Source organism: Streptococcus sp. Marseille-P7375 (assembly GCF_902460365.1).
Taxonomy (GTDB): Bacteria; Bacillota; Bacilli; order Lactobacillales; family Streptococcaceae; genus Streptococcus; species Streptococcus cristatus_I.
The window spans coordinates 773,937-786,568 of sequence record NZ_CABPTR010000001.1 but is presented as its reverse complement, the minus strand read 5'-3'; the positions used below and the strand labels follow the sequence as shown (position 1 = coordinate 786,568).

Sequence of the window (12,632 nt, the reverse complement as noted above, 5' to 3'; positions counted from 1 at the left end):
CATGTAACAAATTGTTTAGTTTGTTACATGACAGGGGATTTTTGAGACATTAGGCTCAAAAATAAGCAATGAAACCGGAGGTTTGCTTGCGTCCCCACCACTTAAGGCAATTATAAAAAAGTTTAAGGAATAAAAATGACTGAATATAAAAAAATTATCGTGACAGGTGGAGCTGGTTTTATCGGTTCTAACTTTGTCCACTATGTTTACAATAACTTTCCAGATGTTCATGTGACAGTGCTGGACAAGCTGACTTACGCGGGTAATCGCGCCAATATTGAAGAAATTTTAGGCGACCGCGTTGAGTTGGTTGTTGGAGATATTGCTGATGCAGCCTTGGTAGATAAGTTGGCAGCTGAAGCTGATGCTATCGTTCACTATGCGGCAGAAAGCCACAATGATAACTCGCTCAATGACCCGAGTCCATTTATCCATACCAACTTCATCGGAACTTACACACTCTTGGAAGCTGCTCGTAAATACGACATTCGTTTCCACCATGTGTCAACTGACGAAGTCTATGGGGACCTGCCTCTGCGTGAAGATTTACCAGGTCATGGAGAAGGTCCAGGTGAGAAATTTACGGCTGAAACCAAGTACAATCCAAGTTCGCCTTATTCATCAACCAAGGCAGCTTCAGATTTGATTGTCAAAGCTTGGGTGCGCTCTTTTGGTGTCAAAGCGACGATTTCTAACTGTTCAAACAACTATGGTCCTTACCAGCACATCGAGAAGTTCATTCCGCGCCAAATCACCAATATCCTGAGTGGTATCAAACCAAAACTTTACGGTGAAGGTAAAAACGTACGTGACTGGATTCATACCAATGACCATTCATCAGGCGTTTGGACGATTCTGACTAAGGGTCAAATCGGTGAAACTTACTTGATTGGTGCTGATGGTGAGAAGAATAATAAGGAAGTGCTGGAGCTGATTCTCAAGGAAATGGGACAGCCGGCTGATGCTTATGACCATGTGACAGACCGTGCAGGCCACGACCTCCGCTATGCTATTGATGCTAGCAAGCTCCGCGATGAGCTAGGTTGGAAGCCAGAGTTTACCAACTTTGAAGCGGGTCTCAAAGAGACCATCAAGTGGTACACAGACAATCAAGACTGGTGGAAATCAGAAAAAGAAGCAGTCGAAGCTAACTATGCTAAGACGCAACAAGTGATTAAGTAAGAATAGAATATTTATGCTAAGCCCTGTTATACAGGCGATATGAGACGAAGAGACTGGGATTATTTGTCCCAGCCTTTTTCATAGGATTGTTAGTCTTTTAATCTCTTTGTTACAGAAAATGATGTAAAAATAGTGTAAAATGGGATAAATCCTTTCTGTGTTTTCAGCTAAGGAGATTTCTCAAAGTAAAGGAAGACAGATATGAAATTGATCAAAAGATTGGTGGGAATTGTCTTGGTGCTGTTGCTTGCAGCAGTGCTATTTCTGGTTCCTTCTTCTATCAATCCGAATGAACAACTAAAAAATGTTCAAGCGAATACTTCGTGGGAAAGTATGATTGAGCCGACTTTGAACAATGCTAATGCAACAGCTCAGGGAGTCAGCACTGAGGTCTCTCTCAATAGTGTCCAGCTTAATCAGCTTCTCAAGTCTTCGCTGACTGATAGCGAGAATCAGGAGCTGCTGAACAGTGCTTACAGCATTGAAGGCAATAAGCTGCGCATCCAGTATCCGGTTAAGCTGTTTTTTATTGATAGTAAGCTAGATCTAGAGGTAGATGTGACGGTGAAGGGGAGTGCCTTATACATCACAATCGATGATGCTAAGCTAGGCATCCTTCCTATCCCTAAATCTTGGGTGACTGGCATGCTGAAGCAGCAACTGCAGACCTCTAATTCGACTATCACGACGGAGGGAGATAGTTTCCTTCTACCTCTGCCACAGAGTCCGTTCAGCATTGACAAAATCAGCCTGCAGAATGGAGTTGCTAAAATCCAGATCAGTATGGTTTATGGAATTCAATGATTTTGAAATCTAATTCATAACAAATTTCTAGATTGAAGAAAAGACCTATTTTAGGTGACGTTCTTCAATCTTTTTATATTTAAGAAATTAATTGAACAGAGCATGATGAAAATACCATATTTTATAACTTTGTAGGTAGTAATTAGGAATATTAAAAAATTCAGACAATTCTTCGGAATTATGCTAAAATGAAGAAAAGGAGGGAAAACGATGAAATTTTACTCAATAGATCCAAATGTTGATGTGGTTGAAACTCCGGTCGAAGAGCAAGGACGTCTCATCCGACATTTGCACCTTGCTAAAGGAAAACAAATCCCTGAACATAGCGCAGATGCTCTTGTTACAGTTGTCTGTCTAGAAGGGAAGGTGGATTTTACTGCCTTGGGAGAAACTGTACAATTGATACCGGGAAGTTTTCTGACAATGGAGCCTAATGAACTTCATAGTTTATATGGTGTGGAAGAGAGCCATGTTTTAGTGATTCAGCAGTTGCTTTATCCGTGATCTACTCGAACAGAAGCTCTTTCAACATTAACTCAAGGAATTTTTCTATTTCTTGAGTTTTTTTATTCTATTTTCCAAGGGGGCTTTGTCGCTAATTTTATGCTATAATAAATACTATGCAAACTAAACCAACTTCTGCCTATGTGCATATTCCTTTTTGTACTCAGATTTGTTATTATTGCGATTTTTCCAAGGTTTTTATCAAAAATCAGCCGGTAGATAGTTATCTGGAGCATTTGATTGAGGAGTATGATTCTTACGACATCAAAAAGCTCCGTACCCTCTATATCGGTGGTGGGACTCCGACGGCTCTATCAGCACCTCAGTTGGCTTTTTTGCTGGAAAAGCTGACGGACAAGCTGGACTTGTCTTATCTTGAGGAGCTGACCATTGAAGCCAATCCTGGAGATTTGGATGAGGAGAAGATTGCTGTACTTAAAGACTCGCCTGTCAATCGGGTTTCTCTGGGTGTACAGACTTTCAACGACCGCATGCTCAAGCAGATTGGCCGCAGTCACTTGGAAAAGGACATCTATGAGAACATTGCCAATCTCAAAAAAGCAGGTTTTGACAATATCTCGATTGACCTGATTTATGCCCTGCCCAAGCAGACCATGGAGGATGTGAAAACCAATGTAGCCAAGGCCATTGCCTTGGACATTCCTCACATGAGTTTGTACAGCTTGATTTTGGAGAATCATACGGTCTTCATGAATCGGATGAGGAGAGGGAAGTTGCCTCTGCCCAAGGAAGACTTGGAAGCGGAAATGTTTGAATACATTATAGCTGAGTTGGAAAAGGCAGGCTTTGAGCATTACGAGATTTCTAACTTTTCCAAGCCAGGCTTTGAGAGCCGTCACAACCTCATGTACTGGGACAATGCGGAGTATTATGGTATCGGTGCGGGAGCGTCTGGCTATGTCGATGGTGTTCGCTATAAAAACCACGGTCCCATTCGTCATTATCTGCAGGCGGTGGAAGCGGGCAATGCTCGTGTGCAAGAAGAGGTGCTGACGCTGCATGAAAAGATGGAAGAAGAGATGTTTCTGGGGCTTCGAAAGAAGTCGGGTGTTTCTAAAAAACGTTTTGAGGAAAAATTCGGTCTTTCCTTTGAAGACCAGTACGGTGCTGTCGTGTCTGAGCTAACTGAGCAGGGTTTGCTAGTGCCAGACAAAGACATCGTACGCATGACTAAAAAAGGCCTCTTTTTGGGCGATACAGTTGCTGAGAAATTTATATTGGAGTAAATCATGGGCTTAACTTATCAAATGAAAATGAAAATTCCTTTTGATATGGCTGATATGAATGGCCATATCAAGCTGCCAGATGTTATCCTGCTGTCCTTACAGGTGTCGGGCATGCAGTCGATTGAGCTTGGCGTCAGTGACAAGGACATATTGGAGCAGTACAATCTGGTCTGGATTATCACGGACTATGATATTGATGTGGTTCGTCTGCCTCGTTTCGCAGAGGAGATTACCATTGAGACAGAGGCCCTGACTTACAATCGACTCTTTTGCTACCGTCGCTTCACGATTTTTGATGAAGCGGGCGAGGCTATTATCCAGATGATGGCGACTTTTGTCCTTATGGATCGGGATAGCCGCAAGGTTCATGCCGTTGAACCGGAGATTGTAGCACCATATCAATCAGAGTTTTCCAAGAAATTGCTGCGTGGCCCCAAGTATCCAGCTTTGGAAAATTCTATCAGCAAGGACTACCATGTGCGCTTTTACGACTTGGATATGAACGGGCATGTCAACAATAGCAAGTATCTGGACTGGATCTTTGAGGTCATGGGCGCAGACTTTCTTACCCGGCATATTCCTCAGAAAATTAACCTGAAGTATGTTAAGGAAGTTCGACCAGGCGGCATGATTGCTTCTAGCTATGAACTAGATGGCCTGCAGAGTAATCACCAGATTTCCAGTGACGGTGAAGTCAATGCCCAGGCTATGATCACTTGGCAAGAGATAAAAGAGATTAGAAAGTAATGTATGACTTATAAAGGATATTTGATTGATTTAGACGGGACGATTTATAAGGGAAAGAGCCGAATTCCTGCTGGCGAAGCCTTTGTGCATGAGCTACAGAAGCGCAAGATTCCCTATCTTTTCGTGACCAATAACACCACGCGTACGCCAGAAATGGTTCAAACCATGCTAGCTGAGAATTTCAATATTGAGACGCCACTTGAAACCATTTACACAGCGACTCTGGCTACTATTGACTACATGCAGGAGAAAAATCTGGGCAAGAAAGTCTACGTTATTGGTGATGTCGGACTGAAACATGCCATTGAAGAAGCTGGATATATAGAGGACGCAGAAAATCCAGACTATGTAGTAGTGGGGCTGGACTGGGAAGTGGACTATGAGAAGCTGACAGTAGCGACTTTGGCTATTCAAAAGGGTGCCCACTTTATCGGGACCAACCCTGATCTCAATATTCCGACCGAGCGAGGTCTGCAGCCGGGAGCGGGTGCTATTAACGCCCTCTTGGAAGCAGCTACTCGGGTTAAGCCGACCTTTATCGGCAAGCCCAATGCCATCATCATGGAAAAAGCGATAGAGCATTTAGGGCTGGCGCGTGAGGACGTGGTCATGGTCGGAGATAACTACCTGACAGATATTCGAGCGGGAATTGATAATGGCATTCCGACTCTCTTGGTTACGACAGGCTTTACCCTGCCAGAAGAGGTGCCCAGTCTGCCTATCCAACCGACACATGTCTTGTCCAGTCTAGCGGAGTGGGACTTTGATGCGTGATAAGTTAAGATTTTCAGCCAGCGTTTTGTGCTTGCTGGCAGCAGCTATCTTGCTGACTATTTATCTGGCTTGGCTGTTTTATCCGCTGGAAATTTCCTATTTCGCTTTGCCCGATAAGGTTCATTTGAAAGCAGAGACCATCCAGTTTAATTTCAACATTTTGCTGAATTACTTGACCAATCCTTTTAGTCAGAAGTTGGCGATGCCTGATTTTCACTCGTCGGCAGCCGGCCTGCATCATTTTCAGGCAGTCAAGTATCTCTTCCACTTGGCGCAGGCTGTCTTTCTGCTAACCTTTCCGTCTTTGATTTTCTTTATCAAAAAAGTGGTCAAAAAAGAAGTTCTAGCTCTTTATCAAAGAAATTTGTTTATCTTGAGCGTATTGCCCTTTGTCATGATTTGCTTGGCTGGTTTGATTGGTTTTAACAATTTTTTTACGCTCTTTCATCAAGTGCTTTTTGTGGGAGATAATACATGGTTGTTTGATCCAGCCAAGGATCCAGTCATCTGGATTTTGCCAGAAGAATTTTTCATGCACGCCTTTATTCTTTTTGCTCTTCTTTATGAAGGAATCTTTTTAAGTTTGTATTTTTTAAGTAGAAAGACTCGTAGCTAATAATAACAAAGGAGATTTTATGAATACGTTACCTGAGCCTTTAAATCCCAAGAAAGATCTGGGGAGATTTTCAGCAAGCTGCTTCACTTATTCTATCGTGATGCTAGTGGTTGTAATACTTTATACTGTCTTTTCCTATTTCTTTGTTCTTTTTCAGCAGGGCTTTGATATAGGTAAGACTGAGGAATTTGTGAAAAGTTTTATGGATAAAGATGGCGGTTCCTACATTATCGCTTCTTGTGTGGGAGTGCTTATTTTCACGATTTTCAGGGGCAAGCAGCTTTTCACGCGAGATTTGCGCAAGAAAAGTAAGAAAATGACTCCTAAGGTCTTCTTCTTCATGATTTGCTTCTTGTTTTTCTCTCAGCTGTTTAGTACTGTGACAAGTCAAATCATGAATGCTATTTTGTCTCTCTTTGGTTTGGATCTTTCTGAGATTTTATCACAGGATTTTAGCTCTCATTCCATCACCATGTTTATCTATACCACCATCATGGCACCGATTACGGAGGAGATTATTTTTCGGGGAGCAGGCTTGCGGGCTTTGGAAAAACACGGAAAAGTTTTTGCCATTGTCATGACGGCTCTTCTTTTCGGACTGTTTCATGAAAATCTCTATCAGGTGTATTTTGCAGCTCTGATTGGTCTGGGATTTGGTTACATCGCTTTTGAATATTCTATTTTCTGGGTGATCTTCTTCCATATTTTCAATAATTTGGTCATCGCAGAGGGGCTTGATTTCCTGACCAACTATATTCCAGAAAGTATCGTGAATCTCATAAATTATGGATTGATGACTGCAGGAACAACCGTAGTATTGATTGTACTTATCCTAAATAGGTCAAAAATTAAAGCTTATATTGCTGAAAATAGATCTCAGCCGGGAACATATAAGCAAGCTCTTAAATCAGTTTGGTTCTGGGTATTTTCAATCTTATGTGTGCTTGCTGCCTTTTTACCGATCCTTCTTGTCTATATCACTACAAGATAATAAAGGAATTGAGAGTGGGACAGAAACCGGTAATTCGTTAGAATTCGATTTCGTCGTCCCACCTCCGCACAGTTGAGTAGGGCTGTAAAAGCTGATGAAATCAGCGTAGTAGAGTCCACTCAACCACTGCGTCTTGCTCGACAATCCAAAGACAATTGAGAGGCTAGGACTTTTCTCCCAGCCTCTTCTATATTCAAACAAATGATTTGTTTTGATAGAAAATGATAGAAAATGCTTGACTTTGGAATTTAATCTTGTATAATAGAACTGTAATCGATTGCAGAGGAGGTATTCTATGCTGAAGTCGAAAAGAAAGCAGCTGATTCTCGAGAAAGTTATGAAAGATAAATTTGTTTCTTTAGAGTATCTAGTAAAAGCTTTAGACACTTCAGAATCAACTGTTAGAAGAGATTTAGATGAGCTTGAAAGTGAGCGGAAGTTGAGGCGTGTACATGGTGGTGCAGAGAGTCTTCACTTTTTGCAGGAGGAAGAAAGCAATCAAGAAAAATCTATCAAAAACATTCAAGAAAAAACCAGGATCGCTCAAAAAGCAGCCAGCTTGATTCAAGAATACGATGTCATTTTTATTGATGCAGGGACGACCAATGAACTCTTAGTCAATGAATTGCATGATCCAAGCGTGACGGTGGTGACCAACTCTATCCATCATGCGACTAAGCTGGTGGAGCGTAATATTCCCACTGTGATCATTGGTGGTGTCGTGAAACGGTCGACAGATGCTAGTATTGGTGGTGTAGCTCTAAATCAAATCGGACAGCTGAATTTTGACAAGGCTTTTATCGGAATGAATGGAATTGACGATGGATTTTTCACGACTCCGGACATGGAAGAAGGAGCAGTGAAACGCGCTATTCTCGAAAATGCTAAGAGAACTTATGTTTTGGCTGATGCTTCAAAGTTGGGTAATACATCTTTTTCAAAAGTGGCACCAATATCGCGCGCAAGGCTTATTACAAACCAAACTGAATCTGAAGTGATTCAAAAGATTAAAGAAAAAACGGAGGTAATAGAAGCATGATTTATACAGTCACACTCAATCCATCCATTGACTATATCGTTCGCTTGGACCAGGTTCAAGTCGGTAGTATCAATCGTATGGACAGTGATGATAAGTTTGCTGGTGGGAAAGGAATCAATGTCAGTCGTGTCTTGAAACGTTTGGATATTCCAAATACAGCGACTGGATTTATCGGTGGCTTTACTGGTAAATTTATCACAGATACTTTGGCAGAAGAAGAAATCGAAACTCGTTTTGTCCAAGTGGCGGAAGATACGCGTATCAATGTTAAAATCAAAGCAGACCAAGAAACAGAAATCAATGGAACGGGTCCAAATGTTGAACCAGCTCAGCTAGAAGAATTGAAAGCTATTTTATCTAGTTTGACAGCAGAAGATACGGTTGTATTTGCGGGTTCAAGTGCTAAGAACTTGGGAAATGTCATCTACAAGGAGCTGATTGCCTTGACGCGTCAGACTGGTGCGCAAGTGGTTTGTGACTTTGAAGGACAGACCTTGATTGATAGTTTGGACTACCAGCCACTTTTGGTCAAACCAAATAATCATGAACTTGGAGCTATCTTTGGAGTGAAACTGGAAAGCCTAGACGAAATCGAGAAATATGCTCGGGAATTGCTGACTAAAGGTGCTCAAAACGTCATTATCTCTATGGCTGGCGACGGTGCCCTTCTTGTCACATCTGAAGGAGCATACTTCGCCAAACCTATCAAGGGAACTGTGAAAAATTCAGTGGGAGCTGGTGACTCTATGGTTGCTGGATTTACCGGTGAATTTTTCAAATCAAAAGATGCAGTAGAAGCCTTCAAATGGGGAGTGGCTTGCGGAACGGCAACTACCTTCTCGGATGACTTGGCAACAGCGGAATTTATTAAAGAAACATATGAAAAAGTTGAGGTAGAAAAACGATGAAAATTCAAGACCTATTGAGAAAAGATGTCATGTTGCTGGATTTGCAAGCAACTGAAAAAACAGCTGTCATCGAAGAGATGATTAAAAGTTTGGTCGATCACGGTTATGTGACGGATTTTGAAACATTTAAGGAAGGAATCTTAGCGCGTGAAGCTCTAACTTCCACTGGTTTGGGTGACGGAATTGCTATGCCTCACAGCAAGAACTCTGCTGTCAAAGAAGCAACGGTTCTCTTTGCTAAGTCAAACAAGGGTGTTGACTATGAAAGTTTGGATGGTCAACCAACCGATCTCTTCTTCATGATTGCAGCTCCAGAAGGTGCTAACGATACTCACTTGGCTGCCTTGGCAGAATTGTCTCAATACTTGATGAAAGACGGTTTTGCTGACAAATTGCGTAAAGTATCTTCGCCAGATGAAGTTATTGCTCTCTTTGACCAAGCTTCAGAAAAAGCAGAAGAGCCTGCAACTGTTGCTCCTGCCAACGAATCTGGCGACTTCCTCGTAGCCGTTACAGCTTGTACGACAGGAATCGCCCACACTTATATGGCTCAAGAAGCCCTTCAAAAAGTGGCTGCTGAAATGGGTGTCGGCATCAAGGTTGAAACCAATGGTGCCAGCGGTGTTGGCAACAAACTGACAGCAGAAGACATCAAGAAAGCGAAAGCAGTCATCATCGCAGCAGACAAGGCTGTTGAAATGGATCGTTTTGATGGCAAACCTTTAATCAGCCGCCCAGTTGCAGACGGTATCCGCAAGACTGAAGAACTCATCAATTTAGCTCTTTCTGGCAATGCTGAAGTTTATAAGGCTGCTAATGGTGGCGCTGCAGTAGCTAGCAGCAATGAAAAACTGAGTCTAGGCGGAGCATTTTACAAGCATTTGATGAGCGGTGTTTCCCAAATGTTGCCATTCGTTATTGGTGGCGGGATTATGATTGCCATTGCCTTCTTGCTGGATCAGATCTTAGGCGTGCCAAAGGATCAGCTTTCTAATCTGGGAAGCTATCATGAGATTGCAGCTCAATTTAAGGCAATTGGTGGTGCAGCCTTTGGCTTCATGTTGCCAGTATTGGCTGGTTATATCGCTTACTCAATCGCTGAAAAACCAGGTTTGGTTTCTGGCTTCGTAGCCGGTGCAATTGCTAGCAGCGGTGCATCATTTGGTGGTGTTGCCTATGCTGCAGGTGGTGAGAAGACACTCTCTCTAGCGGGTGTATCATCTGGTTTCCTTGGAGCTCTGGTCGGTGGTTTCTTAGCTGGTGGTGTGATTTTAGTCCTTCGCAAATTACTTGCAGCTCTGCCTCGCTCACTTGAAGGTATTCGCTCCATCTTACTCTTGCCACTTCTTGGTGTTCTTGTGACTGGCTTCCTTATGCTGGCAGTCAATATCCCTATGTCAGCAATCAATACAGCCCTCAACGATTTCCTTGCTAGTCTGAGCGGAAGCTCTGCGGTTCTTCTCGGTCTCTTAGTTGGTGGTATGATGGCTGTCGATATGGGTGGACCAGTCAACAAAGCAGCTTATGTATTTGGTACAAGTACGCTGGCAAGTACTGTTTCAACTGGTGGTTCTCCAGTCATGGCAGCGGTTATGGCAGCCGGTATGGTTCCACCGCTTGCGGTATTTGTTGCAACTCTACTTTTCAAAGATAAATTTACTACTGAAGAACGTGATTCTGGCTTGACAAATATCGTCATGGGACTTTCTTTCATCACAGAAGGTGCGATTCCATTTGGAGCTGCTGACCCAGCCCGTGCAATTCCAAGTTTTATCGTCGGTTCAGCTCTTACAGGTGCACTTGTCGGTCTATCTGGTATCAAACTCATGGCTCCTCACGGAGGAATCTTCGTCATCGGTTTGACTAACAACCCAATCCTTTACCTTGTCTATGTCTTGATTGGTGCAGTTGTCAGCGGTATTCTTTTCGGATATTTGCGTAAACCACTTGAAAAATAAAACATATGCGAAAGAATCTTGATGGTTTGTCAAGGTTCTTTTTGCCATAATTTGAATAGATGGGATAAGATCATGAAAACATATACAGATAAGTTAGTTGTGAATATGAAAGCAGAAGTTGCTTGGGAAGCATTGAAAATGATGGATAAATGGCTTCCTAATTTATCAACAAACCAAGCCATTTACTTTGAAGGCGGAGAAGACTTTTTCTACGAAGGAAGAAAATACGATATTGTGACAAAAGAAGGAATAAAAATATCTTGCGAAATAAGCGAGGTCAATGAGGAAGCCTTTTTGATTGAGATACATGCGAGACACTCTCTCTTGCATTCGATTTTAAATTGTCAAGTGATTCCTTTGACTTCTTCTACCTGCCAATTGGTAAGAACACAATCTTATCCGGGCTTTGTTGGATTTTTATTTAATCTATTCTTTAAGCGTAGAGAAGCAGGCGAGACGAGCGAGTATTTGGAAGTATGGAAAAATTACGCCCAGAATCAGTTTCAGACTTTGTGAGAATTCGTCACCATCTCCTAGTGAATAAAGTTATGAATATAATTATCGCTAGAAAGATACATCAAATTATGTTATAATGGACTATCGTATATTTTTAGGAGAATAGTAATGGAATTACAACGTGAACAAGAATTTGTCAGCCAGTATCATTTTGATGCACGCAATTTTGAATGGGAAAAAGAAAATGGAACACCTGAAACAAAAGTTGACGTGAATTTTCAGCTGATTGAAAGAAATGAAGAAAAGAATTCAACATCCATGATTGTGATTTTGACTTTCATGATTGTGTTTGATCGTTTTGTGATTAGTGGAACGATTACGCAGACAAATCATATTCAAGGACGTTTGGTGCAGGAACCTAGTGAGTTTGAGCATGAAGAAGTGGAAGAATTGGCGCGTCCTTGCTTGACTATGCTCAATCGCTTGACGTATGAAGTGACTGAAATTGCGCTAGATTTACCAGGTATTAATTTGGAGTTCTAATGATGAAATTAGCGGTTATAACGGATTCGTCCGCTTTTTTACCGGATAGCCTTCGTGGAAATGACCATCTTTTTGTGCTTGATATTCCAGTAGTGATTGCTGGAGAGACTTATGTGGAAGGAAAAAATCTGACGGCCAGTGAGTTTTATGAGAAAATGGCTGCTGCAGATGAATTGCCAAAGACAAGTCAGCCTAGTGTGGCAGAATTGGAGGAGACGTTGACGCGTCTTGCCAGTGAGGATTACACGCATGTACTAGGGCTCTTTTTATCCAGTGGAATTTCAGGATTTTATCAAAATATCCAGTATCTCAAGGACGAGTTTCCTGATTTGAAAATCGCCTTTCCTGATTCAAAAATCACCAGTGCTCCGCTGGGGCTCATGGTTAAAAATGCTTTGACTTGGGCTGCTGAGGGGCAGGATTTTGAAGAGATTTTGATTAAGATTCAACGACAAATCGATGGAACCAGCGCCTTTATCATGGTTGATGACCTCAATCATCTGGTTAAGGGGGGTCGCTTGTCCAATGGCGCAGCTATTTTGGGAAATCTCCTAAGTATCAAGCCGATTCTGTATTTTAACAATGCAGGTGTCATCGAAGTCTTTGAAAAGATTCGGACAGAAAAGAAAGCGATTAAGAGATTGATTGAAGTGGTGGAGGAAAAAACTGCCTCTGCTTCTTATCAGATCATAGTGATTCATGGGAATGCTGAAGAGAAGGCGGAAAGCTTACGCCAGCAGCTGATAGAGGCTGGCATAGCGGACGATATTTCTCTTGCTACCTTCGGTAGTGTAATTGGAACTCACTTGGGCGAGGGTAGTGTCGCTTTGGCCTACATTCCGCTGGTCTAGAGTTTGCCAGAG

14 protein-coding genes are annotated in these 12,632 nt (G+C 42.2%); all 14 read left to right on the top strand.

The annotated features are described in order from the left end of the window. The first annotated feature begins 135 nt into the window (after positions 1-135). On the top strand, positions 136-1,182 hold the full coding sequence (rfbB, locus tag FZ954_RS04050) for a dTDP-glucose 4,6-dehydratase (protein WP_062004974.1): 1,047 nt from the start codon (positions 136-138) through the stop codon (positions 1,180-1,182). A 201-nt stretch (positions 1,183-1,383) separates the two neighbouring features. Further along, positions 1,384-1,986: a hypothetical protein gene (locus tag FZ954_RS04045; RefSeq protein ID WP_148877309.1), complete on the top strand. Its 603-nt coding sequence runs from the start codon at positions 1,384-1,386 to the stop codon at positions 1,984-1,986. Between the two features lie 210 nt (positions 1,987-2,196). After that, complete coding sequence (locus tag FZ954_RS04040) at positions 2,197-2,490, top strand: cupin domain-containing protein (RefSeq protein WP_125383712.1); 294 nt, start codon at positions 2,197-2,199, stop codon at positions 2,488-2,490. 116 nt (positions 2,491-2,606) lie between these two features. Further along, positions 2,607-3,737 carry a radical SAM family heme chaperone HemW gene (hemW, locus tag FZ954_RS04035; RefSeq protein ID WP_148877306.1) on the top strand — a complete coding sequence of 377 codons (1,131 nt, stop codon included), beginning with the start codon at positions 2,607-2,609 and terminating at the stop codon, positions 3,735-3,737. A gap of 3 nt (positions 3,738-3,740) precedes the next feature. Further along, positions 3,741-4,484, top strand: a complete 744-nt coding sequence (locus tag FZ954_RS04030) for an acyl-[acyl-carrier-protein] thioesterase (protein WP_148877304.1) — start codon at positions 3,741-3,743, stop codon at positions 4,482-4,484. 3 nt (positions 4,485-4,487) lie between these two features. Further along, positions 4,488-5,258 carry a TIGR01457 family HAD-type hydrolase gene (locus FZ954_RS04025; RefSeq protein WP_148877301.1) on the top strand — a complete coding sequence of 257 codons (771 nt, stop codon included), beginning with the start codon at positions 4,488-4,490 and terminating at the stop codon, positions 5,256-5,258. Beyond that, positions 5,251-5,874 carry a TIGR01906 family membrane protein gene (locus tag FZ954_RS04020; protein WP_062004986.1) on the top strand — a complete coding sequence of 208 codons (624 nt, stop codon included), beginning with the start codon at positions 5,251-5,253 and terminating at the stop codon, positions 5,872-5,874. Before FZ954_RS04025 ends, FZ954_RS04020 begins: the two co-directional genes overlap by 8 nt. Before the next feature lie 19 nt (positions 5,875-5,893). After that, positions 5,894-6,865 carry a CPBP family intramembrane glutamic endopeptidase gene (locus FZ954_RS04015; RefSeq protein ID WP_062004987.1) on the top strand — a complete coding sequence of 324 codons (972 nt, stop codon included), beginning with the start codon at positions 5,894-5,896 and terminating at the stop codon, positions 6,863-6,865. A 295-nt stretch (positions 6,866-7,160) separates the two neighbouring features. Then, positions 7,161-7,904, top strand: a complete 744-nt coding sequence (locus FZ954_RS04005) for a DeoR/GlpR family DNA-binding transcription regulator (RefSeq protein WP_148877298.1) — start codon at positions 7,161-7,163, stop codon at positions 7,902-7,904. After that, positions 7,901-8,812 (top strand): 1-phosphofructokinase, encoded by a 912-nt coding sequence (gene pfkB, locus FZ954_RS04000; RefSeq protein WP_148877296.1) that lies wholly within the window; start codon positions 7,901-7,903, stop codon positions 8,810-8,812. The genes FZ954_RS04005 and pfkB overlap by 4 nt, the downstream gene beginning before the upstream one ends. Then, positions 8,809-10,770 (top strand): fructose-specific PTS transporter subunit EIIC, encoded by a 1,962-nt coding sequence (locus FZ954_RS03995; protein ID WP_062006088.1) that lies wholly within the window; start codon positions 8,809-8,811, stop codon positions 10,768-10,770. Before pfkB ends, FZ954_RS03995 begins: the two co-directional genes overlap by 4 nt. Before the next feature lie 72 nt (positions 10,771-10,842). Then, positions 10,843-11,286, top strand: coding sequence for a hypothetical protein (locus FZ954_RS03990; protein WP_262366220.1), 444 nt, complete (start codon positions 10,843-10,845; stop codon positions 11,284-11,286). Between the two features lie 108 nt (positions 11,287-11,394). After that, positions 11,395-11,769, top strand: coding sequence for a DUF1149 family protein (locus FZ954_RS03985; protein WP_005590470.1), 375 nt, complete (start codon positions 11,395-11,397; stop codon positions 11,767-11,769). Positions 11,770-11,771: 2 nt separating this feature from the next. Next, complete coding sequence (locus FZ954_RS03980; protein WP_148877639.1) at positions 11,772-12,620, top strand: DegV family protein; 849 nt, start codon at positions 11,772-11,774, stop codon at positions 12,618-12,620. The last annotated feature ends 12 nt before the right edge of the window (positions 12,621-12,632 follow it).